This is a genomic window from Sphingobacterium sp. 2149, from assembly GCF_031455655.1.
GTDB lineage: Bacteria > Bacteroidota > Bacteroidia > Sphingobacteriales > Sphingobacteriaceae > Sphingobacterium.
In genome coordinates, this window is record NZ_JAVDTD010000008.1 from 157,667 (window position 1) to 181,018 (window position 23,352).

At 40.4% G+C, this 23,352-nt stretch carries 21 protein-coding genes; 10 read left to right on the forward strand and 11 right to left on the reverse strand.

What is annotated here, in order from left to right:
* Positions 1-108 precede the first annotated feature (108 nt).
* The 7 genes from J2X77_RS13075 (at position 109) to J2X77_RS13105 (ending at position 8,421) form a co-directional block, all read left to right on the forward strand.
* Positions 109-1,593, forward strand: coding sequence for a TPM domain-containing protein (locus tag J2X77_RS13075; protein WP_209577614.1), 1,485 nt, complete (start codon positions 109-111; stop codon positions 1,591-1,593).
* 163 nt (positions 1,594-1,756) lie between these two features.
* Entirely contained in the window at positions 1,757-2,362 is a 606-nt protein-coding gene (locus J2X77_RS13080) for a CDP-alcohol phosphatidyltransferase family protein (RefSeq protein WP_310081061.1), read from the forward strand.
* A complete protein-coding gene (locus tag J2X77_RS13085) occupies positions 2,355-3,200 on the forward strand; it encodes a phosphatidate cytidylyltransferase (protein WP_310081062.1) in 846 nt (281 codons plus the stop codon). Before J2X77_RS13080 ends, J2X77_RS13085 begins: the two co-directional genes overlap by 8 nt.
* Before the next feature lie 70 nt (positions 3,201-3,270).
* Positions 3,271-4,302 carry a patatin-like phospholipase family protein gene (locus tag J2X77_RS13090; protein ID WP_209577619.1) on the forward strand — a complete coding sequence of 344 codons (1,032 nt, stop codon included), beginning with the start codon at positions 3,271-3,273 and terminating at the stop codon, positions 4,300-4,302.
* Positions 4,303-4,455: 153 nt separating this feature from the next.
* Positions 4,456-5,211: an SDR family oxidoreductase gene (locus tag J2X77_RS13095; RefSeq protein WP_209577620.1), complete on the forward strand. Its 756-nt coding sequence runs from the start codon at positions 4,456-4,458 to the stop codon at positions 5,209-5,211.
* The gene (locus J2X77_RS13100; protein WP_209577622.1) at positions 5,193-6,617 is read left to right on the forward strand and encodes a phosphatase PAP2 family protein; all 1,425 of its coding nucleotides are present in this window, start codon (positions 5,193-5,195) and stop codon (positions 6,615-6,617) included. The genes J2X77_RS13095 and J2X77_RS13100 overlap by 19 nt, the downstream gene beginning before the upstream one ends.
* A 97-nt stretch (positions 6,618-6,714) precedes the next feature.
* Positions 6,715-8,421, forward strand: a complete 1,707-nt coding sequence (locus tag J2X77_RS13105) for a bifunctional alpha/beta hydrolase/class I SAM-dependent methyltransferase (protein ID WP_209577625.1) — start codon at positions 6,715-6,717, stop codon at positions 8,419-8,421.
* A 414-nt stretch (positions 8,422-8,835) separates the two neighbouring features.
* Here the strand turns inward: J2X77_RS13105 and J2X77_RS13110 are convergent, their stop codons facing one another.
* The 3 genes from J2X77_RS13110 to J2X77_RS13120 all read right to left on the reverse strand — a co-directional run bounded on the left by J2X77_RS13110 (position 8,836) and on the right by J2X77_RS13120 (position 9,687).
* Entirely contained in the window at positions 8,836-9,192 is a 357-nt protein-coding gene (locus J2X77_RS13110; protein WP_209577627.1) for a helix-turn-helix domain-containing protein, read from the reverse strand.
* Positions 9,193-9,217: 25 nt separating this feature from the next.
* Positions 9,218-9,409, reverse strand: coding sequence for a Txe/YoeB family addiction module toxin (locus J2X77_RS13115; protein ID WP_286858972.1), 192 nt, complete (start codon positions 9,407-9,409; stop codon positions 9,218-9,220).
* A gap of 71 nt (positions 9,410-9,480) precedes the next feature.
* On the reverse strand, positions 9,481-9,687 hold the full coding sequence (locus J2X77_RS13120) for a DUF2683 family protein (protein WP_108636245.1): 207 nt from the start codon (positions 9,685-9,687) through the stop codon (positions 9,481-9,483).
* Between the two features lie 526 nt (positions 9,688-10,213).
* Here J2X77_RS13120 and J2X77_RS13125 point away from each other — a divergent pair.
* A complete protein-coding gene (locus J2X77_RS13125; protein ID WP_209577629.1) occupies positions 10,214-11,179 on the forward strand; it encodes a hypothetical protein in 966 nt (321 codons plus the stop codon).
* A gap of 255 nt (positions 11,180-11,434) precedes the next feature.
* Here J2X77_RS13125 and J2X77_RS13130 read toward each other — a convergent pair whose 3' ends face one another.
* From J2X77_RS13130 to J2X77_RS13155, 6 genes are all read right to left on the reverse strand, one after another.
* Complete coding sequence (locus J2X77_RS13130; protein ID WP_209577631.1) at positions 11,435-16,279, reverse strand: DNA repair ATPase; 4,845 nt, start codon at positions 16,277-16,279, stop codon at positions 11,435-11,437.
* Positions 16,280-16,381: 102 nt separating this feature from the next.
* Complete coding sequence (locus J2X77_RS13135) at positions 16,382-18,499, reverse strand: flotillin family protein (protein WP_209577633.1); 2,118 nt, start codon at positions 18,497-18,499, stop codon at positions 16,382-16,384.
* Positions 18,500-18,587: 88 nt separating this feature from the next.
* The gene (locus tag J2X77_RS13140) at positions 18,588-19,313 is read right to left on the reverse strand and encodes an OB-fold-containig protein (protein WP_209577635.1); all 726 of its coding nucleotides are present in this window, start codon (positions 19,311-19,313) and stop codon (positions 18,588-18,590) included.
* A 12-nt stretch (positions 19,314-19,325) separates the two neighbouring features.
* Positions 19,326-19,520: a DUF4177 domain-containing protein gene (locus J2X77_RS13145; protein ID WP_293882039.1), complete on the reverse strand. Its 195-nt coding sequence runs from the start codon at positions 19,518-19,520 to the stop codon at positions 19,326-19,328.
* Positions 19,507-20,214: a PspA/IM30 family protein gene (locus J2X77_RS13150; RefSeq protein WP_209577639.1), complete on the reverse strand. Its 708-nt coding sequence runs from the start codon at positions 20,212-20,214 to the stop codon at positions 19,507-19,509. The genes J2X77_RS13145 and J2X77_RS13150 overlap by 14 nt, the downstream gene beginning before the upstream one ends.
* Positions 20,215-20,218: 4 nt before the next feature.
* Complete coding sequence (locus J2X77_RS13155; RefSeq protein WP_209577641.1) at positions 20,219-20,608, reverse strand: YbjN domain-containing protein; 390 nt, start codon at positions 20,606-20,608, stop codon at positions 20,219-20,221.
* A 91-nt stretch (positions 20,609-20,699) separates the two neighbouring features.
* Here J2X77_RS13155 and J2X77_RS13160 point away from each other — a divergent pair, with 91 nt between their 5' ends.
* The gene (locus tag J2X77_RS13160; RefSeq protein WP_209577643.1) at positions 20,700-21,359 is read left to right on the forward strand and encodes a helix-turn-helix domain-containing protein; all 660 of its coding nucleotides are present in this window, start codon (positions 20,700-20,702) and stop codon (positions 21,357-21,359) included.
* Positions 21,360-21,470: 111 nt separating this feature from the next.
* Here J2X77_RS13160 and J2X77_RS13165 read toward each other — a convergent pair whose 3' ends face one another.
* A complete protein-coding gene (locus J2X77_RS13165; protein WP_209577645.1) occupies positions 21,471-21,866 on the reverse strand; it encodes a single-stranded DNA-binding protein in 396 nt (131 codons plus the stop codon).
* A 174-nt stretch (positions 21,867-22,040) separates the two neighbouring features.
* Between J2X77_RS13165 and J2X77_RS13170 the strand changes: the two genes are divergently transcribed.
* Positions 22,041-22,406, forward strand: a complete 366-nt coding sequence (locus tag J2X77_RS13170; RefSeq protein WP_209577646.1) for a hypothetical protein — start codon at positions 22,041-22,043, stop codon at positions 22,404-22,406.
* Positions 22,407-22,437: 31 nt separating this feature from the next.
* On the opposite strand, the gene J2X77_RS13175 is transcribed toward J2X77_RS13170, so the two are convergent.
* Complete coding sequence (locus tag J2X77_RS13175; RefSeq protein ID WP_209577648.1) at positions 22,438-23,028, reverse strand: helix-turn-helix domain-containing protein; 591 nt, start codon at positions 23,026-23,028, stop codon at positions 22,438-22,440.
* Positions 23,029-23,352 lie beyond the last annotated feature (324 nt).

Below are 23,352 nucleotides of genomic sequence, written 5' to 3' on the forward strand. Positions count from 1 at the left end.
CATACGGATACTTTCACCCTTTTTCTAGGCATCGCCCTTTAAATAAACAACATAAATTTTTTTTTCTTAATATCGTGAAAATGAACCGAATTTTGCTGTTCTAAAATTATGCTGAAGTTACATCGATTTTATATCTTTTTTTTGTTCTGGTTGGGAACTTTCCTAACTGGACTAACATCTTTTGGACAATCTACCGCTTATACAGTAGATAATTTGCCCAATCCGAAAATAAAGGGGCAAGATTATTTTGTGTCCAATCCGGATGGGATTCTATCTTCGGGTGCTGTGTCTGAGTTAGATGGTTTGTCGTCACAGATTGAGGCCGCTACAAAAAGTGAATTTGCCATCGTTGTTGTTAACAATTATATTGGTGACAGTGATTTTGAATTTGCTTTAAAATTATTCAATACATGGGGTATCGGTAAGAAAGAAAGTAACAATGGGCTTTTATTGTTTATTGCAAAAGAGAGGCATGAATACCGCTTTATTACTGGATATGGTATGGAGAGTATCCTGCCAGATGCTTATCTTAAACGTATAGGAGAGAAGTATCTCGTACCCAACTTCCGAAATGAAGGTTATGACCGCGGTGTTTTAGAAGCTTCGGGTTTTATAAAAACAATACTGACTTCCGCAGACAGCAAGGCTGAACTGGAGCGCCTAATGCCGGAAGCGATACCTGTTTGGAGCTTTAAAAGTCCTATCCTGCGCAACTCTCTTTTGGTCTTGGGCTTGTTTGCAATATGTTATATCTGGCTGGGTGAAGTGACTAGAGCAATAAAGGGGCAGCTGACGAAAAAGAGTAAGTATTTTCCACCTTTGGTAAGCGGATGTGGCTGTATGGGAATACTAATGTTTATCAGTGTGTTTATCTGTGCCTTTGCCTTAAACAATTTTGAGGTGGTTTATCAGTGGAAAAATTTACCCTATTTTATATTTGTATTTGGCAGCATCACTTTGGCGATGAAATATAATGCTAGCCGCACACAGATTGTTAACTCCTATCGCGATGAGGAGAATATTCAACGGGCCTTACGTAAATTTCGTGTGTGGGGACTTGTCCCACTATTGCTTAGTCCATTGGCCTTATTTGATCTTATTGGAATAAATAAACGGATCCGAAGGAATGAACTTAGACTGACTCCTCCGGATGATTCGGGAAGTTGGTTACGGATGAATAAGGATGAAGTATCTACCCGAGAAAGCGCTTACTTGGATAAGGGACAGCTCATGGAGGAGAAAATTGGTAGTCGATCTTATGAGATCTGGGTAAATCAGACAAGCAATGAAATCAAGCTGGTTCCCTGGGATGAAAATGCTGGCTTTGTCGATTGTCCTGCATGCCATTATAGAACCTTTGAAACAGGGCGTACTAAAACGATCCGAGCCGCAACCTATAGTTCACAAGGGCTAGAAGAACGTTTTGACCTCTGTAAGAATTGTGGACATCGTGTATCTCATGGGGAGCATTCAATTCCTGTCAAGGTACGGTCTACATCGAGCAGTTCTGGCGGTGGATCTAGTAGTAGCGGTGGTGGCGGTAGCTTTGGCGGTGGATCTTCTGGCGGCGGCGGTGCCGGCGGACGATGGTAATCCATAATTTGAGGACAAAAAAAAAGGTTTTCAAACGGGGAGAATGAAAACCTTAAATAACCAATTATAAACCTAAATTATGATGACACAAATATAGTGTATTTATTACACTATGCAAATTTTTTTTAAAAAAAATAAAAAAGAGAGCTATAGCTCGTACAATATGATTTCTGTTTATAAATTAAAACCAAAGTTTCAGCAGTTATTGATGCCGATTCTGACCTTCTTGCATCGAAAAAAGGTGACTGCAAATCAAATTACGATCGGGTCGATCGCACTGTCTATACTTATAGCGCTGCTGTTTTGGTATGCCGATCGTTTCCCGGTTTTCTTTTTGGCATTGCCAGTCGGATTATTGTTACGAATGGCGTTGAATGCACTGGACGGTATGATGGCCCGTCTTTTCAATCAGACGAGTAAAACAGGTGAAGTTCTGAACGAGGTGGGCGATATTGTCTCCGATGTCCTGATCTTCTTTCCCTTGCTGAAATTTCATCCCGAGAGTTTATATCTGGTTGTATGCTTTATTATTCTGAGCGTGATCAATGAATTCTGTGGTCTAATTGGAAAAGTGGTTGCCAATGACCGTCGTTATGACGGGCCCATGGGGAAAAGTGACCGTGCACTGCTGCTGGGGGTATACGGGATTTTGTGTTTGTTGCATATTTCGATCACTGCATTTTCGAGCTATTTTTTTGCGGTGCTATGTTTGTTATTGGTCTTGAGTTCCATAACGCGATTGAGAAAGGCATTGGTGGCACATGAGTGAAGTATCTAATCCGAAGGACAAGTTTGCTGATGTCCCTGTAAGAGTCAGAAGCTGGGGCTACATTGTACTTGTATTGGCGATTGCTTTCGTCCCCCAGACAACATCTTTGCTGTTTGTTTCTTGGCTTACCTTTCAGGGCCTGCGCGAATTTATGAAGATGTTTGTGCCCAATTTTAGTTTTGCGTTGCCCTTTGCTGTTGTCGTTGGTCTATTGCAATTGCTACTTTTAATCTACTGCTCGTATGGAGCTTACTTGTTATGGGCTGCACTGTTGTGCATAGGGATTGGGCTTTTTTTTCGGTTGGAACAGAAAACAACGGTGAGCGCCGCGATCGGAATGACTTTTGGAGCGGCTGCCTGCTTGCTTGCATTCAGCCAGCTGACCTTTATCCGGACGGTCGAAATCCGTCAGGATGAACTAATTGGGTTACGGCTCGTGGCCTATATCATTGTTTTAACAGAACTGAACGATGTATTCCAATACCTCATGGGTAAATTCTTTGGTAAACGAAAGATCGTGCCGCGTATCAGTCCAAACAAAACTGTTGCCGGATGTATCGGTGGTATCGGGCTAACTGTAATTTTGAGTAATATCTTGGGCTATCTCTTGTTGCCATTAGGGGATTTTATCTGCTTTTCGTTGCTTGGCTTGCTCTTTGGTACGTTAGGATTTTGTGGTGATGTGCTTTTCTCCTTTTTGAAACGCAAGACCGGAGTCAAGGATACGGGGACAATAATCCCCGGACATGGCGGATTACTGGATCGGATAGATAGCCTGGTGTTTAATGCACCTGTGTTCTATGGTTTTATTTGTTTGATAGAAATGACGAATTTGTAATGGTGACTAAAAAATTGGAATTGGGTCTTGACTTTGTAAAAGGATACACGCACATCTAATATATCGCGAAATGAATTATCAACGGGCAGTTTTATTTTCAGGTGGAGGTACTCGTTTTGGCTTGTACCTAGGAATGTATGCGGCGTTGGGCGAACTGGGATTAAAACCGGATTTACTGATAGCTACCTGCGGTGGATCATTGGCCGCTGCGATTATTCAGGCTTTTGCAAGGGATGTAGAGCGAAAATCTTATCTCCAGTCCGAAGAGTTTTACCGTTTCTTCTGTGGACATCAGCTTACGGAGCAGCGCCATCTGGGCAAACTTGGTTTATATGTACTGAAAAAGCAATGGGATAAACGATCCGCTCCTTATCTGGAAGATGTTTTTGATCGTTATCTGGTCAAGATGGAACATGATCTTTCGCCCTTATTACCGACTTTGAACCGTCCATTTTCGGAGGAAATACCGGCAATTATTATTGGTTCGAAAATGCTTTTTGACCGCTCAGCAGTTGGAGAGAGACGGGGCGAACGTAAGCTCTACCAGAAAGTCCTGATGGGGAATACCACTGCACTATCAAACGTAAGTCTGGATAATATCCAAATTCAAGGTGAAAATTATGGACAAAGTGCTGTTGCCCCTGCGGTAGCAATAAATTCAACGGTAACCTTGTTGGAAGCTGTTCGTATTTCCATGTCCGATATGTTTTATATTGAGCCAATACAGCGGAATGGAGAATATTATGCTGGTGGAGCCATTGATCTGGTACCTGTAGAACTGGCGCAGTCTTTGGCAGCAGAAGTAATCTGTGAGCGCAAGCAGAGGTATAAATTGCAGGAGGAGGGATTGGTCAGAGCGGTATTGGGCTTCAGCGGAAACCAACGCCTGCGGGATATTGATCAGCAATTTCAGGGCCTCCGATGGATCGATACAAGGGATGCTGCGGAAAAGTTAGCAGGAAACTATTGCAGAAAAGACATAGATTGGCGTAGATTTGAAATAACATTGTCCCTTCCGGCAAGTCTGGATGAATTTGCGGTTGCGATGGAAGCACAGTGGAATTATGGATATCGCAGGGCGATGGAACTGCGGATGGCGTAGTACACGATGTATCTGGGTAATGGTTCTTGGAAGTATTTATCGTGTAATACGGGATCTATTGGAGAGTTTAGGTGGCATACATCGAAAGTTTATTTGTTTGACAGGATAGCCCGATCAAGCGGGTAATATAATCGCTATTTTTTTTTTTATAAAATGAAGGTATTTATCGCAGGCGGAACAAGCGGAATAGGTTTGGCACTAGCACAATGCTACCTCCAACAAGGGGCTGAAGTTGCTGTATGTGGTCGAGACCTTTCAAAGTTGACCAATCAAGCGACATACGATGCGCTCATCAAGTTTGAAGTGGATGTATGTAATCGGGACGTATTGGCTGATGCCGTTGATTCTTTCTGTGATCATGGGACATTGGATCTTTTTATCAATTGTACCGGAAGTTATGCCGATGATGTGGCACTGCGCATCAGTTATGAAGAGGCAAGTGCGATGCTCCGCGTCAATATGCTGGGTACCCTGAACTGTTTTGAAGTCGCCCGCGAAGCCATGCGTGGACAATCAAATGGGCAGATCGCAACAATAGCATCCGTCTCGGGGACGCTGGATTTTCCAAACTCAAGTTTGTACAGCAAAACAAAGCGGGCTGCAATTCAAGTGGCTGATGCCTACAGAAGGGCATTGCTTCCGTATGGGATTGCGGTGACAGTCATCGCACCGGGGTATGTGGATACAACCAAACTGCGCGAACTTAATCAGCAGGATCTCTCCAAAAAGCCCTTTTTGATTAGCGTGGACGATGCCGCGCAACGCATCTTAAAGGCGATACAGCAAAAGAAAGAAATCGTGATTTTTCCGATGCGCATGAAATGGCTGATGGGATTTTTAGGTCTGCTTCCCCATGTATTATTAAGTAAAATCATGTTTAGGAAAGCCAAATGGATGAAAAACGATTAAAGAAGGTAAGTGGGCAGCTCCTTGTTGCCATTTATTGCCTGTTGCTTTTTCAACTTACCTATCCTTATACAGCAGGCTACGCCTCCAGTTTAGTTGCGGTGCCTTCCTTTGTATTCGATTTTGAACAGTATATTTCGTTCGTTCCATGGATGATCCTACCCTATATGAGTAGTGGCCTGTTTTTTTGCTTCGTGCCGTTTTACTGTCGACAAAAAGGGGAGCTCCTGTGCTATGCAAAGCGATTTACGTTTGTTACCCTGATTGCGGCATTGTGCTTTCTCCTTTTTCCGTTGCGGTTTTCTTTTGACAGACCGTCGGTTGAATATCCTTTGTTTACTATTTTCTTTTCCTTCTTAAAGGAATATGATTCGCCTTTTAATCAGGCACCCTCCCTGCATGTCGCTTATGCCTGTATTTTTTGGTCGGTGCTGCGTTGGAAGTTCAACGGTTGGAAGAAAATAATCTTGGGCATCTGGCTTCTGTTGATGGGTTTAGGAACATTGGCCGTATATCAGCACCATGTGATCGATCTATTGACAGCTTGCATACTCGTTCAGTTCAGTTTTATACTCTTTCCGAATGCCATTGAACAATCGGTACAAGGGGTGGCTATAGGTCAAAGCAGGGGGCGGAACGAAGAGAAAGCTGAGAAATCGGGCATTGATACCCAAAATCTTGATAGTTGTCGTCCGGTAGTCAGAAACCAACAACTAGCGAATAGTTATTACCTTATTGGGTGGATATTCATGCTACTGGCGCTGCTTTGCGAGGGATATTTATTGCCGCTGATTGTTTTTGCTTGGGTAGCCTTCGTCTGCTTTGCGGTTGGTTACAATTACCTGCGCGGTAATACGAGGTTTTTAAAGGATCATCGGGGTCGAATATCGCTGATAAAGAAAGTATTTTACGCTCCTTACCAATTTGCGTACCGATTGATGTGGCGTTTTTTTAGAAAGAAAAATAATCCGCCGCTGATGGAGTTATTGCCCCGCTGTTATGTGGGGCCAAGGTTGAACGCTTCGGAACTTATAGGCTTGGGATTGGATCGCAATCTGGTTGTTTTTGACCTTGCAGCTGAGCTGGAGGAGGTAAAACTCTTAGGTGCCATGGAAAAGTATTATTCTTTCCCTTTGCTGGATATTGCGGAGATCGATTTGCATCATGCCCATGTGATCATAGACGCTATGGTATCCGCTTACCGCAAAATGAACGAACATGAAAATATGGTCATTCATTGTACAATGGGTTATAGTAGGAGCATGATTTTTGCTGTTCTGATGACGCAGGAATTATTATCTTTAGATTTAAATAAAGCTATTGGTCGGGTGAAGTCGATCAATAGGCATATGGTGTTACATGATCATGCGATCCAGCTGATGAAAATTATCGTCGCGGGCAGATCGTGATCAAAAAGGGTGGCTTGGTCTTTGTTTTTAAAAGGCATATCGAAAGAGAAACTAAAATTACATACACCATTGTATTAATGGAATAAATTATAAAAAGATGAAATCAGGTTATTTTAAGAGTTTCGATCAAGGGGAACTGCTATATCGTGTTTGGAATTATCAACAGGGACAAAAGGCTTTAATTGTATTGCACCGTGGGCATGAACATTCAGAACGCTTGCAGGAGATGGCTACCGATCCGCAGTTTGCCGATTATTCCATCTTTGCATTCGACCTGCGTGGACATGGCCATACCAAAGTGCCCGTATCACCGGTTTTCATGGATAATGTGCGTGATCTGGACTGTTTTGTGTCCTATATTCATACCGAATATGCGGTTGATACGAAGGATGTCTTTGTCATCGCCAATAGTATTGCTGGGGTCATTGTAAGTGCTTGGGTACATGATTTTGCCCCTCCGATTGCAGGTATGGCTTTATTGGCGCCCGCATTTGAAATCAAACTGTATGTGCCCTTGGCCAATCAGATGATTGCACTGGGAACTAAACTGAAAAAGGATCTTGTTATCCAAAGCTATGTTAAAGCGAAGGTATTGACGCATGATATCGAACAACAACAGGCTTATGATGCTGATCCCCTAATCTCAAAATCCATTAACGGCGCTTTATTGGTCGATCTATTGAAAGCTGGTGTGCGTATCGTAGACGATGCAGCCGCAATCGATATTCCCGTGATTGTGCTATCTGCTGAAAAGGACTATGTGGTTAAAAACTCGGTGCAAAAGCAATTCTTCGTTTCCATCGCTTCCAAGCTAAAGACATTTATTACCCTGCGTAATTTTTATCATGGTATCCTGTTTGAATCCAACAGACAGAAAGTCTATACCTATTTAAAAGATTTTATTACGAAAGCCTATGCAAGGCAAATGCCCGAACAGGGACTGGAGGCTGACGAGTTTTCGGTAAAAGAATATGAGAAATTGTACCATAAGGTGATGCCAGCGGCTGAGAAGCTAAACTATGCATTCCAAAAATGGACTTTAGGCAAGATCGGATCATTGAGTCATGGGATGAACTTAGGTCTTCAATTTGGCTTTGATTCAGGAATTTCATTGGATTACGTTTATCACAACGAGCCAAAGGGTAGGTTGGGACTAGGTAAAATCATCGATAAAGGGTACTTGGAGGCGATTGGATGGAAAGGAATCCGTATACGCAAACAGCATCTATTACGTCTATTAGAAGAGAATATTGAGCAGGTCAAGTCTACCGGCCGACCTGTAAAAATTCTGGATATTGCTGGCGGTACCGGAAATTATTTGTTTGACATCAAAGAAAAATACCCAGAAGTGGAGATTGTGATCAATGAGTTTATGTTGTCAAATATTGCAGTCGGTGAGAAAATCATTAAGAGGAAAGGGCTCCGCGGAATACGTTTCAGCAATTACGACTGTTTTGATCCGGCTACATACAGCAAACTGGATTTTGCCCCTAATATTGTGGTGATCTCCGGTATTTTCGAATTGTTTGGCGACAATGAAATGGCGAGCAGTGCTGTACATGGCGCGACTTCCATTTGTGAGGAAAATAGCCATCTGGTCTATACCGGACAGCCATGGCATCCACAGTTGAAAATGATCGCTTATGTGCTGAATAGTCATCAGAAGAAAGACTGGGTCATGCGCCGACGGTCGCAGAAAGAATTGGATCGGATTATGGCTTACAATGGAGTGCACAAGGAGCGGATGCTTATTGACGATTACGGGATATTTACCGTTTCTTCGGGGACTGTGAAAGCCGGATAATCGTATTTCCGAACGATCTGTATATAGAATCGTAACCAAGTAAGCTGTTAAATTATTTTCATGTTCTTGGTTAATAGGATTGTACGTATGAAATGAACAGAATAGGGGGTGAACTTGTGCTAAATAGATAGTGTTTAAGCTATTGATTTGGCGCAAGTTGACCCCTTGTCTACGCAAAATACCCCATTTTCTGCTTCCATTGCTCAGAAATGCAGATCCAATCCGTTTGACAAAAAGACTTTATTCCACTTTTCAGCTCGAAAGATCTACGAAAAGTAGTTGTAATAGCTATATACTCCAAATATGTTAAACGAGCTGGAGAAGACAATAGAATATCTTGAAGAGAGCTTTAGCGGAGAAGAGAACAAAAAATTAGCTCAAAAGATTGAAAAGCTTATAGCCTAGTAGTAATTACTAATAGGCTTGTATAAGTACATCTGTAGGGATATTGAGTTTTTCGCGAAGTTTTCTAATGATCTCAAGAGAGAGTTTCCGCTTTCGATTTAATATTTCACTTGCACGGCTTTTTTGACCAAGAACATCAGCAAGATCATTCTGTGTAAAATTTGGCTGCTCCATTCTGAATTTGATGGCCTCAACAGGATCAGCGAGATTAATAGGAAAATGTTCGGTCTCATATTTATCGATGAGAAGCCCCAAAACTTCCAATTCATCTCCTTCTTTTGAACCTATTTTAGCATCAAATATTACTTCAAGGCGGTCTAAAGCCTGTGCATAATCTTCTTCAGTTTTAATAAGTTTTGCTTCCATCCAGTATTTTCGCTGAGTTTATTATCTACAGATAATGGCCTTTAAGAGACTGTATTTCGAGTATTGTTTCTCCATTTTCTTCGTATACTTCATAGATAAGTCTGTGCTCCTGATCTATTCTTCGTGACCACGAGCCGGATAATTCATATTTCAACGCTTCTGGTCTGCCTATACCCTCAAATGGTGTTTCTAATATAGAAAGAATAAGAGTTTGAATCTTCTTCTAGATTATTTTGTTACCTGATTTTTTCCAGAATTTTAAATCTTCTACCGCTTGCGGAGTATAAATTATTTCCATAGATCATCAATGCCGATTTTAGTCCCTTTGCCGTTCTTAACATCCGCTCGGCCATTTTGTATCTTTTTTACAAAATCTGGATTATAGGTACTGCCTTCTACAGTGGTAGTCTCAAATTTCATTTTCAATGCTTTGGCAATTGCCTTGATTGCTTCAAGTTGCTCTTTGTTTTGCGGATGTAAAAGTATTGCTTCCATGATTAAGTCCTTTAAGTTCGTTCTTCTGCTAAATATTTATCCAAAGATCCTTTGCATAAATCTGCTATTCAACTAGCGTGATCTACCTGTTAAAAAATTACAGCTAGTTAAACTCTTACAAAGATACTAGTTTTAAACATGCTAACAATTTACAGGTCAATTACCTTATGATATTCTGCTGTTCAAATTCTCTCATTGACTCTATTCAAGTCAATGGAGAGTGATCGGGTATGTGGTTTTAGTTCTTATGCTCCCGAATTGCCTGAATAATACCTTCCAAATTTTCATTGAAGTCCAGTAACTGGCCGAATACTTTATCATCTTTAGCCAGTCCACCGTGTTTATTGTTCTTGCGGAAGATTTCTTGTATAACATATTTTATTTAAAAATTTTATAATTGTATAGATTATCTTTATTTTTGTTTTGAAATATAAAATAATCGTGAGCATCTTGCTTCATGGTACAAGCCTGCTTAGTGATATTTCGAAGGAGAGAAAATTATAAACCAATATAAATTTTTAAAATTATGGATGACATACATGGAAGTGTAGGGACTATTTATCACGGGTCTGTTAATAAAAGCCAAAATCAGAGAATCACCACAAATCATATCTATCTCCATCCCGGAGAGCGAAGTGGTGAATTTGAACGTTGGATGCGTGAGATAGGCGGATTGCTCCAACTTGATCGCGAGTATTCAACGTTAAAACCATTATTGGATTTAATAGTTGCTGTATTGGAGCCAAATCGGATTTTCTTGATACCACACCCTGCTATTGAAAAATACCAAGTTAAGCCCTATGTAGAGATTATTTTGATACTTGATGGCTGGGAATATGATTTAGATCGGAACGAACCGATCGTAAAAGGTATTCTTGAGCTTGTGTGTATGAAACAGCGTACTGTTGTGTTTAATATTCATTCGGGAGATGAATGGGAAGCAGAAATGAAAGATGGATACTTTTACAATGTTGCGCACTGTCGATCTAAATTTCTGGTGTTTTCGGGAAGCCCATATCGTTTGGAGGAACCGGAAGCTGATTCTCTAAAAAATTTTCAAGATAATTTTTCGTCTAAATTCAATAATCAGGTTGAGATAACAGAACATTTTTTAAAGAAATGTAAGGCCCTGCTTTGTGAAGGAGATGTTGTTTCAGATTTGGTTTTTACTCTTTTTTTGTCATGCTTAAAACAAATCTACCGTATGGTCATCTGGGCTCTATCATTCGATATTCCGAGTTTGAATAGATCAAGCAAAGAACTCGAAGAAATGGCTGCAAGAGTGCTGCCGCAACTAAGGGGGCAGCTAAGTAAAAATACAGATGTTTATCTAAGTTTTGGAAGTGATTATTTGGAAGCTCATGATGGAGAAATAGTCGGAATGGAACACTACGTTTCTTACCTCACAGAACTTGAACGTTTATTTGAAATCGCTAAGATCGCGTTCGAGCAGAAGATGGTCGTATTATTTGATCCTGAGGAAAAGATATAATAGAAATTAAAACAGTTATGGAAACAAAGTATCATACTAAATATCCTGAGGCGAGTGATTAATTTTAAAGTTTCATTTGTAATAGTCTGCGGTGGTTTCATTATGATGATAGTATTATTTGATACTATCAAAGATCATCATTAATCAGTCCTAAATTAGCTAAAACTTAAAAAAAAGTTGATAATAATCGTATCAAAACACTGCTATCCCAGGTGAACGGACTAGAAAAGTGAGCTGGGATAGCAGTAGAAAATCTTAATTCTTATACTCCCGAATTGCCTGAATAATACCTTCCAGATTTTCATTGAAGTCCAGTAGCTGACCGAAGACTTTATCATCTTTGGCTAGTCCTCCATGTTTATTGTTTTTGCGGAAGATCTCTTTGATGGCTTCCCAACGTTCCTGCTCGACAGGGTTCAGTAGTCCGGCAAGCTCTTTTAGTTTTAAAAGGTTACTTTCAGTGTCCGCAGTTAGTGTCTGCGATTCGCTCTCATAGTGTGCGAGAAGAACCTGATCAATTTCTTGCTCATTCATCATGGGGACCACCTGTGCAACCAGTTTGCTCATATTCCGATACGATCCCTGCATTTTAAATGGCGGTTCGGTACGGTAATTATCCTGCATCGCTGCACTCTGAATATAATTCTGATTCACTTTGATCACAACATTTCTGATTTTTAGCACATGCCGTAGCACAGCGATAAAGTCATCAATATCCTGTTTCAGATAGTTTCCCTCTAAATTGGGCAATTGATCCATAACAGACTGTGCATAGTTGACCAGGGCATAGAAGTCATTAAACGACTTGCTTGCAATCTTCTCGAGGTAACTGTTTTCAATCGCCGCATTTTCAATCAAACTGAGGTTGAATAATGCTTCGGTATCACCGATCACATCGCCGAGATTGTACACATCTGCCCGATTGGCAAGCATGTCGGGAATCTGAAACTTAGAGCCGCTCTCGGTATACGGGTTTCCTGCCATCACAATACAGAAGCGCTTGCCACGGAGGTCATAGGTCTTGCTCTCACCCTCAAAAATACCATCAATCTTACGTTGACCATCGGCCAGAGAGATAAATTTCTGTAAAAACTCCGGATTTAAGTGCTGGATATCGTCCAAATACAGCATGACATTGTCAGCCATCTCAAATGCAAGATTGATCTTTTTGAGCTCTTCCCGTTCTCCGGATGTTTTCGCTTCAATCGGGTCAATGGATGTAATCGAATGACCAATGGTTGGGCCATTGATTTTGACAAAATGTAAACCCATAGTTTTGGCAAGATATTCCATTAAGGTAGTCTTACCGTAACCCGGAGGCGAGATCAACAGAAGCATGCCCATACGGGCCGTACGCTTGTTGTCACCTGCAGCTCCCAGCTGTTTCGCGAGGTTATTTCCGATCAATGGAAAGTAAACTTCGTTGATCAGCTTATTACGTACAAAGGAAGTCAGTACTTTGGGCTCAAACTCACCGATCTTTAGTTCTTTGGCATAGGACTTCGCAAGCTGCTCTTTCAATGTGGAGAAAGCCACAAAACGAGGTACATTATACGCACTGAATTGCGCGAGACGTGCTAAAAAATCATGATATTGAATATGTTCTTCTCCATTGTTCAGGATCGCATGATTGCCTTTTAATCCGCTGACATGTGCTTGGTCCTTTGCGATGATCAGGTGATATTCATGGGTCGGATATAGCAACATGATCGCTGCTTCTTCAATATATTTGCGTAGTGTAAGATATTCCGGATGCTCATCAACGAAGGAGTTGAGCCAGTTTAGGGTCAGGTAAAAGCGATCTAGCAAGCTAAATTGTTCGTTCTGAATATCCGCTTCAAAAAGCTTGTAACTTTTCTTGGATTCCAGCAATCGAATAAAAGCCTTTTTCAGTTCATCGGACTGTTCACTGACGACAAAAGTATTGTAGCTCGTGAAGGTCTGGAAAAGGTAAGTTGACAGGTCACGGCCATCTATGGCAGAGCGATCCAAGTGTGTCTTCCATGCATTGAATAACTTGGTCAGTTCATCAATGACAGACTGGTAACGATTTGAATTTGGAAACGTTTTTAAAATCGTGTGGGTAGAGTGTATCAGCGCCAATTGCTTTGCACGCTGATCATCCGAAAGGGATTGCCAAAAGAGTTGAGCCATCGTGCGCAATATCGGATCATAGCGAAGCAGATCCAATTTGGTATCCAACTGTTTGACCGTATCATAGATCAACAGTGCATCCACATTGTGAACTCCTTTGACATAACCTTCCGAATAACTTTGCTCCACGGTCTGTGTAATAAACAACGGCGCATCAAAATTTTGTTGTCCTTTCGACGCAATGAAAGCTTTGTATGCAAGGTATTCTGCACGATAGACTTCCTTATTTTCAGAGACAAGTTCCTGATCCCAGATGTCCTGAAAACTGTTGATTTCCTCGGCCTGCACCTTTTGATAGAAACTTGTCCCAGTCAGGTGGAAATACAGTTCGTCATTTCTGCGTAGTAAGGTAAGGCTAAGGGATTGGTTGTTGACCGCAAACTTATGCTTGCCCAGCGCGATGATATTTTCGCCGTCCACAAAGAGGTCATTCTTATCCCGTAAAACCCGTAAAGCGTCTTCCTGTGATTTCTTTAATAGGTTTTCAAGATTTTCCGCTTTTGAGACATCCTGCAGTGTTTTTAGCTCCTGTACCAACTGTCTGATCTTGTCGATCATCAGATCCGAGGCAAAAAAGCTGAGGATCTCTTCCCGCGTTGCAAATGTCTTGGATTTGTTCTCAATATTCTTTAATACACGAAGACCGATCTGTTCGATCGAGGACGTACGCTTGTTGATCTGTTCAACGATTTGTTCTCTGCGGGAATTAAAAGCCTTGATAACCTCATCACGTTTGTCCGCGATCTTGAGGGCAAAATCTTCAAATTCGGAAAACTTACTTTCAAGTTCCTCCAGCTGAACGATCACTTTCGTGTAATACTCGTCTACCTTTTCGGTTGTCGTTGACAGTTCGAGGTAGTTGGTCACGGATTGCTCCAACAGCGTTAGCTGTGCCGAGAATTCGGCTATTGCCTCTGTACTCTTTAATGAATTTAGTTTTCGCGTAAGCTGTGCACGAACCTCATTTAAGGAGGAGAAGATAACCGAAATCTTTTCAATGATTTTGGTTGTCTGCGTGGAGTCGTCAATTCTTAGACTATTGAGGATATCAATCAATAGTTCCAGTTCACTTGAAATGGCCGAATTGGCTTCCTCAATCGCTTTGGCATCGTAGACCTTCACTATGGCCTCCACATTCTTCTTTTGCTGTTCTACTTTCTGTTCATAGGGAAGCAGCGATTCATCACGTAGCAGAAAAGCAATGGTTTTTTCGGCTAGCTCAGATGTGATGTCCTGCAGTTTTTCCAATAGGTTATCTATCCTGACCGTATCAATATATTTTACATTTTTAAGGTCAATGATTTCACCCTGAAGACGACGGGAGTCGGCCAATTGATGAACGAGCTGATCGAGTTTGTCTACAACGGTACTATTGATGGAGAAGGTGAGTTCTTCCATCTTCTTTTCCGCTGCGATATTTAATTCTGCGGCATGTTTGCGTTGCGCCTGTACTTTGAAGAACTCATCAATAGCGGTATTGGCGACTTCCTTGATCTGTGTTAATGGCTTGCCAAGATTTGATAAAGCGTCATCTTTGATCCAGAAATAGGAATCCAATAAAACTGTGGACTTTTTGAGGATATCTTCGTATAAACCTTCGTAACTGTCCTCTTTATTGATCAGTTGTATGACCTCCTGTGCCTCGGCCATCGCCTGCACGATCTGTTTATTGCCTACTTTATAAAGGGGGTCATCTTTCTTCTGCTCATTTTCTTTGAGCATGGCCATATAAGGTGTTTCCCAAATCTGCACCTGATGATGCCTGGTGGCTTCCGCCTCGGTACGGAAATAAATTAAACTACCATCTTTAAACAGTGTGAAGCCATTACAGATGATCGGAGTTTCTACATGTTGCTGAATAATGTTATAGGACAGTAGGATATAGGTATTGGTTTCTTCCTGACAGAATATATACAGAAAATCTTCACCATTGGGAGAGGCTATCCTTCGTAGAAAAGATACCTGTTCAAATTGGGCGTCAAAAACTTTATGTGTACCATTTTGTAAGTAATATCCATTCGAGAAAATAATCCCTTGGTTGTCTGGTAACAATATTGCGGATTCATTCAGTGATTTGAGGTTGACAACTTCCTTAGTCCGTTGGTTATAGACAAAGGCTCTGAAATCTTCCTGATAAGGCTTGATGCGAACTGCGATAAGATTGCCAAGATCAGCATAGTAATAATCTGCATCATCCAGTTGTTGGTCTGCATTGACCACTTTTTCGGAATAGATCCCTTTGCCGCTGTCTGTGTTGTTTTCGATCTTGAAGGTGATGTCACCATTGATTGCTTCGATAAAGATCTTATCCATAATCGATATATGGGGATGCTTACCGAGCCGACGGTCTTCAAGCGTGGTTTTCGTCCAGTCAAATTCAAATTGATTGGGCAATTTGACTTCGTGAATGCTGCGGTCATCCTGATATTGGAGCTGACCATCTTTGATTAACCATTTGAATGCTTTCAGATCAGCGGGATTTTTGCTGGTCTGAAAGATCATGTACAAATAATTCTCCGTCCTACGAAATTTGGAGAATATGGAGTCCCGATAGTATTTATATAGATTTTGATAATCTGAGATGAAATTTTGATCATTGATCAGGTCGAGGGGCTGCGGAATAAATTGATTATTCTCAAATGCGTAAACACTGAAAACATCTTCCAGCTTAATCTCGGTCCGCAGTCCGAAGTGCACATTATACCCAAAAATACATTGATTATCCAAGGCCAGAATGCCGCGGGCAACACAGTTGTTTTCTGTGGTGATCCGTTGATTGGCCTTGAGGACAAAGCTCGTTGAATTGAAGACTTCTTTACGGGCTTCATTCAACTGTTGGAGCTTGGTCGCAAGTTCTTCTTTTTGTGTAAGAAGTCGTTTTCGGATAATCTCATATGCACCTTGATCAAGGCTATCGTTCTGATTTATTACGTTTTCTTCTGGCATAAAATGGACAGTTCTCTACTGTATTGCTGTGAAAAAATCAATGTAGTGCGTGTGAGAAGTTTTCGCTTATCTCACACGCAGTATGTGTTGGCTTAACATGTATTAAGACAACTTCTTGTTTGAAATGCCTAAGTTTTTTGCCAACCCAAATAGGGAATTGATAAAGCCTGCATCTTCACCGTTCTCGGCATCTGTAGCTGCCTGTTGCAATTTGATCAACGCAGCAGAAACTGTTAAGTTCTTGATGTCATTGGATGAGATCCCATATTTATCTGCTAATCCACGTACTTTTTCAGCAAGATCACCTTTGCCGTCTGGGCCCAATAGTGAATTCTTGATATCAGTAGCATGTTTAGAATTGTCGATCAGATGGTCAAAACCTTTGGCATTGGATACCTGACGTACAATGTTTTCGAAGAACATGGTTTCACCACCAACGATGTCAATCTTCGCTGTTTTAAGTGCTTCGGACAATACACCAGCCTGTGCTTGTGCAATATCCTTTTGGATATTGATCTGTGCAAGTTCGATGTCACGTTCTTTCTGTAACTGTAATTTGAACTCCTCGTGGTCTTTACCCACACCATCCAGTTTTTTCATGGCCTCGGCTTTCTCTTCGATACCTTTTGCCTCCGCAAGTGCTTTTTCACGAACAACTTCCGCCTGTGCTAAACCTTCTTTGCGCATCGCTTCGGCTTTTTTCTCGATCACATTTGCCTGTACTGTACCTTGCTTTTCTTCGGCTTCGGCTTTTGCCACCATTACTTCGGCTTCTGACAAGCCTAATGCGGCTTCTTCTTTCGCCTGCGCTTCAGCTATGATCTTACGGCTTTCAGCCTCTTTGAGTGACGCTTCTTTTTTCGCTTCGGCGTCTATTAATAATTCCTGTGCACGTTTTTCAGCAATCTTACGTGCTGCTTCAGCGTCGATCACTTTTTTCTCAGCTTCTTGTTCTGCCGCAATTTTCGCTGCTTCAGCAGCTTTTACCGTAGAAATTAATTTCTCTTCGGCTTCTTGTGATGCTGCGATAACGCCTGCTTGTTTCTTCCGTTCTACTTCGCGGAATACTTCAATATCTCGGACTCCCTGTTGTTCTTCAATAACACCCTTCTCCAATTGTACGCGTTCCTTAATAACCCCTTGGATGCTTTTCTTTTCGGTCTCAATCGAACGTTCTTTGTCAATCTGAGCCAAGGTGACTATACGCTCACGTTCGGTTTGTTCCAATGCACGATCTTTCTCTACACGTTCTGCTTCGACAGCATCTGTCCGTTGTTTGTTTTTCTCGGCAATGATGATCTGACGTAGTTTATTTTCTTCCTGTACGGCCAGCTGCTCTTCGGTCGAAATGCGGACGCTTTCATATTTCAGGCGCTCTTCCTCACGTACTTTTGCGATCTCCGCCTCTTCCCGTGCCTTGATATTATCAATTTCACGCTTTTGTTTTTCTTCTTTTTCAGCAAGTTGGCGATCCAGTTCTAAGATAGCCTCGCGCGCTTCCACGTTCTGCTTTTTAATCAGTTTCTCTTCATCTCGACGGATGAAGTTGGCATTGATATTTTGTTTTGCAGTCAGCTCGGTAATTTTCTTAATACCTTCACTATCCAGGATATTGCTGGGATTTAAGTGTTCAATATCTGTTTGTTCGAGATAGTCGATCGCACAGTCATCAAGGATATAACCGTTCAGGTCTGTGCCAATGATGTCGAGGATTTCATCGCGAAACTCACGACGGGCTTCATACAATTCGATGAAGTCAAATTTCTTCCCTACAGTCTTGAGTGCTTCAGAAAATTTAGATTCGAAGATGCTCTTTAATGTTTCAGGTTCGCTGGCACGATCACAGCCTAGGTTCTGGGCAACGTTGATTACATCGTCCACATTTTTGTTGACGCGGACAAAAAAGGCCACCTTAATATCAGCACGTATATTGTCTTTACAGATCAGTCCTTCGCCTTGCATCCGGGCAATCTCAATTTTTTTGATGGAGATGTCCATGATCTCCATCTTGTGGAAAACCGGGACGACATACATACCCTTGTTGAAGGCAACTTTCGTGCCGCCGACACCTGTCCTGACAATCGCCTTACCCTGTGGTATTTTTTTATAGAATGCACTCAGTACAACAAAGAATGCAAAGATTAAAAAGACAGTTAAACCGACAATCAGCAATATAATTCCGTTTAAGCCGCTTAAAAATAAAAGAGGTTGATATAGCATATGATTCGTATTTATTTAGATTTTAGTATTTAAATTTTGCTTGCAGAAGCTTCTGAATGACACGGCGATTCTGTTTTCCGCATCGATTTTAAATATTGTCTATGGTGATTTCCTTTGTGACATAATAATATTTTTTGTCCCTAGATTCGTCGACAATAATAACGTCATCTCCATAAGCGATTTTCTCCCCATTGTGGCTGACTACATTGAGGCGGATGGGATCCTGTTGAATGATAAATTCTGCGGAGCCTATTTTTTTACCTTCAATGCTTGCGCGCATTTTGCCCATGCGACCAAGGAAATCATGGCTTTCTTCGCCATTGTAACCGATGCTTTTAAACATTTTAGCTAGTGGCTTAGTGAGAAAATGCATTAAAATAAAGGTGATAATGAATACCGGTATTAGGATTAAGACCGACTTTATACCCCATGAAGCAACGTCGATAAAGAGTGAGGAAACGATGGTAATAATCCAGCCTATAAATTTAAACAAGGTCACAATCAGCATGATCGGCACTTTTCCAACATTGATGTAATCCATCGCCTTTGCGAAGAAACCTGGTTCTCCATGACTATCGGTATTTGTATGATGATGGTTTGCATGATCGGATCCCTCAGGTGCGATATCATGGGTGCCGTCAACATCAGTAACATCGGGGGTAGGGTGAAGGTCTATATCTGCATCTGCATCAAAGAAATTCACTCCGTCACCCATCAAAAACATAAATAACCAATACACTACAGACAGGCCTGTTAGTACTGTCATAATTCCATTAGATAATGGATTAAATAAGATATTGATTAGTTCTGTCATCGTATTTTTCTTTTAAATTCTTTCTCGTTTGAACGTGTAATGAAACGACCAAGAGTGACCATTGACCTCCAAGTCTTGCATCGCAACTAATTCCCAGCCCTGATTACCTAAATCATTCAGGATCTCGTCGATTTTGTCCGGATCCAATTTGGTTCCCCAGAAACCTTTGGGCTCGATTTTGACTGTTTTATACTCAAATCTCCGCATCGCCATTTAATTTTCGTTTTAACTCTTCCAATTCATTGTTGACGGAGTCAGAACCACTGAGGTTCTCATTGATCTCATCTATCTTGCTTTTGTTGCTCGTTGCGATTTCACCATATGCTTTGGCCAAGGCTTCATCTTCTTCGACCTTTTCTTTCATGCGCTCCAACATAGAAATTGTACTGTTAGAATCGATATTAGCGAGCTGTTTATTGACCATTTTGGCTGCATTGGAAACTTTAACACGTGCTTTTAAAGTTGAAAGTTCACTTTCCCACTTCGATATGTTGAATTTTAGAATGTCTACATTTTTGTGTAGCTCGTCGGCTGAACTTTGATGAATCACTGCTTGTTTCTCTAATTCTCCAGCTTCGATTAATAACTGTTTTTTCAAAAGCAATGCTTCTTTTGCCAAGCCTTCTGCCTTTTCTGTTGTCAGCTCGCCCTTTTGTGCTTTTTGAAGTAAAAGAATAGCTTTGTTTTCAAATTCATGGGCTTCTTCTTTTTTCTTTTCACCATTGTTTTGGGTGCGTATGGCCAACGCTTTCACTTTGGCATAGGCTTCCAACGATTGTTCTAGGTCCTCTTTCATCTCACGGATACCTTGTTCCGTCATTTTGATGGGGTCTTCCATTTTATCCACGACCGCGTGAATTTCTGCTTGACCGATTCTGAAAATTCTCTTAAAAATATTCATTATTCTATAATTTTGAAAAACTTATTAACTGATTATAATATTCACTCATTAAAAGACTCAGCGAATTGATGGCAGCATCAAATTCATTTTGGTCGAGATTGTGTATTTGTAATGTATATCGAAATATAACTTTGGTACCGTCTTCTGTCAATGCAAAACCGCCGTGGATAATATCTCTATTTTTTATCAATAATGATTTGAACATATCGATGTTCTCATTGCTTATGGTAAAAAGGTATTGCTCAAAAATAACGATGGGTTGTGCAACGCCTACGATGAGGTTACGAATTCCATCATCTTCATTTTCGATGACAAAAACCCCCTCTTTTTTATCCTTATGAGTAATGGTATAACCAATATTGGCGATATAATTTTCAATTTTTGAGAAGTACATAATCAAGTTTTTTATATATTGCACATATTCTTTGCATAAAGATAATAAAATGCAAAAATATTTTGCAAAAATAATTCAATTTTTTTTTAAAATGAGTCACGTAGGAAACAACATTAAGAAATTAAGAAAAGTGAAAGGAATGAGCCAACAGGCTTTCGGGGATGTTTTTAATCTTACTAGAGGGAATATTTCTTCTTACGAAGAAATGCGTGCAGAGCCGAAAATTGAAATTGTTCTAAAAATTGCAAATTATTTTGGCATTCCTGTGCAGCACCTCATTGAAAGGAATCTTTCTGTCAATGAAATTCTCAATTTCAATGATTATTTTCAGGCTAATGTACCGGTGATCGGGAATAAGAGGTTTTTGCAAATTCCTTTTTTGGAGAGGGAAGCTGTTCTCGAAGCGAGCGCTCATTTTTCAAAATTCAACGAACTTCCGGTAATTGAATTTCCTGTGCAAAGCCGCAATAGATGTATAGCTATTGAGTTTTCGGATGCTATTCCCGCGCCAAGTGATTTCATAGTGAACTCGCATGTAATTTTGTTTTTCGAAGAGGTCGATATCGAAAGTTTGCATACCCTGGACAACGCTTTTGGTTTATACTTCTCCGCTCAAGAATTTTTTATTGGGAAATATAGTTTAGCGGATAAGGAAATTAATCTGGTCCTAAATGCTTGGAAGAAAGTTGATTTTATATTGACTGAGAAAGAATATTTTTGGAAGTTATATGGTAAATATGAGCGTATCTGATGAGGGCAAGTCTTCAGTGGCTAAGGGTGTTTACCGTTTAAAAACAAATGTATCAGCAATGGATATGTAGTTTAAGGTAGGACTAATATCTTGTCCTACCTTTTTCTTTTATTAGAAGGGGAGATCATCTTCACTTTCATCTTCAAGGGTAGGAGGTTCTTCTTTAGCGCTGTTAGGGTCTGATAAAACCATGAAACTATCCACTTTAATTTCAGTGACATATTGTTTTACTCCTTCTGCGTTCTCATAGTTGCGATAGGTGAGCTTACCTTCAACCATCAGCTTCGTTCCGCGTTGACATTTCTTTTCTATGGTCGTATTTTGATTTCCCCATACTACGAGTGTATGCCACTGGACTTCCTCGACCCATTCTCCGGCTTTGTTCTTAAATAGATCATTGGTGGCGAGACGTAATATGGAATAATTTGTACCTGTGGAAGTTGTTTTGATGATCGGGTCATTTCCAAGATGACCTACTAACTGTACTTTGTTACGTAATGTGCTCATGTGTCTAATTTTTAAATGTTTTTAATAATTCTTATTTTAGTTGATGTTCATTGGCTTTTGACACCGAATGATCTAGAGCAAAGATGAGAAGGGACATACATCTTATTCGTCTATTTACCATTTGTATTCGACTGTAGTCGATTGTAACCGTTTGTTGTCGTTTAGTAATTTTCTATGAGTTCTGTTGAGAGAGTTTGCCTTGAATGTGGCAAGGGTATACGTGGCCGTTCTGACAAGCGATTTTGTGATGATGCTTGTCGGAATGCCTATAATAATAAATTAAATAGCGACCAAACCAATTTGGTGCGTAACGTGAATAATATCCTGCGAAAAAACCGCCGTATATTGTTAGATACCTTGAACGGGGAGGGGATGGTCAAAATACAGCGTGAAAAGTTAAAACAATTGGGGTTTGATTTTAAATTCCATACTCATATTTTTTCCAACAACAAAGGTCAAACTTACCAGTTTATTTATGAAACAGGCTATCTGTTGCTTGAGAAAGATTGGGTGTTAATCGTTCAAAAGAAGCCGCTGTGATTTTGACTGCAATAGATTCATTTGTATTGGTTTAGTTTGCAGAACTGAGCTTGGCCTTTCTTATTGCGATATAATTAGAAATAGTAAACGCTAGAATCACGATGTAATAGCATACCGGGATGAGTAAAAAATAGGCACTATTGAAGATATCGCTTAAAAAAGACGGTAGTGCAATCTTAAAAAAATCTGCAATAATGATATAGCCTATGAAACTTCCTAGAAAAAATAGTCCAACAGCATGTATTACAATTATTCTTTTTAGGTGCTTACTGTATAAAGCGTCTTTGTTTTGTTTCGTATAGCCCATAATTGCTGGGACCAATAAACCTAATAATGGATTGATCAGAAAGGTAAGCGATGCTAAATATAAAGCTTTAATACTTCCTGTTTGATTGTTGTCGATACTGATTTGATTTACATTTGGCATAATGAGTTGTTCTAGAGGTATTTCTAAAATTTGACTAATTTGTTTGAGACTAAATCCACTAATTTCTTCAGTGCCTTTTTCTATGCGTTGCACCGTTCTTAGCGATACCCCTGCTTGATCGGCGAGTTCCTGTTGCGTTAATCCCTTACGTTTTCTTGATAGTTTGATGAATTGATTAGCTGATTGATTTTCCATAGTCCAAATATGAGGAAATAGTCGTTAAATTTTAGCGAAATTGATGCGACAATAATGCGCCAATAGCACGTTGTAGGATTTAAGAGATTAATAATCACAAGTTTTTGGGAATTTGGTAAATATTTTGAATCTTTGTAATTCAATAGATTAATTAATAAAAACGGAAGAATATGTTTGCTATATTAGAAAATCCCGCTTCGTCCACAGAGAAGATTCTCGGGAATATTCTTCGGAATACGGCCCTTTCCTAATCTTCTTTCTTAATACGTTAAATAACCTACGTTGCTATTGGCTAAAACTTGGCGCTCTAAATAGTAGTCCATT

What these genes read in the sequence shown, in the direction of transcription:
- J2X77_RS13120 (WP_108636245.1), bottom strand. Translation starts at nt 9,687, where the DNA reads ATGGAAGCAATACTTTTACATCCGCAAAACAAAGAGCAACTTGAAGCA.
- J2X77_RS13160 (WP_209577643.1), top strand. Translation starts at nt 20,700, where the DNA reads ATGAGTCACGTAGGAAACAACATTAAGAAATTAAGAAAAGTGAAAGGA.
- J2X77_RS13080 (WP_310081061.1), top strand. Translation starts at nt 1,757, where the DNA reads ATGATTTCTGTTTATAAATTAAAACCAAAGTTTCAGCAGTTATTGATG.
- J2X77_RS13155 (WP_209577641.1), bottom strand. Translation starts at nt 20,608, where the DNA reads ATGTACTTCTCAAAAATTGAAAATTATATCGCCAATATTGGTTATACC.
- J2X77_RS13095 (WP_209577620.1), top strand. Translation starts at nt 4,456, where the DNA reads ATGAAGGTATTTATCGCAGGCGGAACAAGCGGAATAGGTTTGGCACTA.
- J2X77_RS13075 (WP_209577614.1), top strand. Translation starts at nt 109, where the DNA reads ATGCTGAAGTTACATCGATTTTATATCTTTTTTTTGTTCTGGTTGGGA.
- J2X77_RS13165 (WP_209577645.1), bottom strand. Translation starts at nt 21,866, where the DNA reads ATGAGCACATTACGTAACAAAGTACAGTTAGTAGGTCATCTTGGAAAT.
- J2X77_RS13150 (WP_209577639.1), bottom strand. Translation starts at nt 20,214, where the DNA reads ATGAATATTTTTAAGAGAATTTTCAGAATCGGTCAAGCAGAAATTCAC.
- J2X77_RS13085 (WP_310081062.1), top strand. Translation starts at nt 2,355, where the DNA reads ATGAGTGAAGTATCTAATCCGAAGGACAAGTTTGCTGATGTCCCTGTA.
- J2X77_RS13135 (WP_209577633.1), bottom strand. Translation starts at nt 18,499, where the DNA reads ATGCTATATCAACCTCTTTTATTTTTAAGCGGCTTAAACGGAATTATA.
- J2X77_RS13140 (WP_209577635.1), bottom strand. Translation starts at nt 19,313, where the DNA reads ATGACAGAACTAATCAATATCTTATTTAATCCATTATCTAATGGAATT.
- J2X77_RS13170 (WP_209577646.1), top strand. Translation starts at nt 22,041, where the DNA reads ATGAGTTCTGTTGAGAGAGTTTGCCTTGAATGTGGCAAGGGTATACGT.
- J2X77_RS13125 (WP_209577629.1), top strand. Translation starts at nt 10,214, where the DNA reads ATGGATGACATACATGGAAGTGTAGGGACTATTTATCACGGGTCTGTT.
- J2X77_RS13105 (WP_209577625.1), top strand. Translation starts at nt 6,715, where the DNA reads ATGAAATCAGGTTATTTTAAGAGTTTCGATCAAGGGGAACTGCTATAT.
- J2X77_RS13100 (WP_209577622.1), top strand. Translation starts at nt 5,193, where the DNA reads ATGGATGAAAAACGATTAAAGAAGGTAAGTGGGCAGCTCCTTGTTGCC.
- J2X77_RS13090 (WP_209577619.1), top strand. Translation starts at nt 3,271, where the DNA reads ATGAATTATCAACGGGCAGTTTTATTTTCAGGTGGAGGTACTCGTTTT.
- J2X77_RS13130 (WP_209577631.1), bottom strand. Translation starts at nt 16,279, where the DNA reads ATGCCAGAAGAAAACGTAATAAATCAGAACGATAGCCTTGATCAAGGT.
- J2X77_RS13110 (WP_209577627.1), bottom strand. Translation starts at nt 9,192, where the DNA reads ATGGAAGCAAAACTTATTAAAACTGAAGAAGATTATGCACAGGCTTTA.
- J2X77_RS13175 (WP_209577648.1), bottom strand. Translation starts at nt 23,028, where the DNA reads ATGGAAAATCAATCAGCTAATCAATTCATCAAACTATCAAGAAAACGT.
- J2X77_RS13145 (WP_293882039.1), bottom strand. Translation starts at nt 19,520, where the DNA reads ATGCGGAGATTTGAGTATAAAACAGTCAAAATCGAGCCCAAAGGTTTC.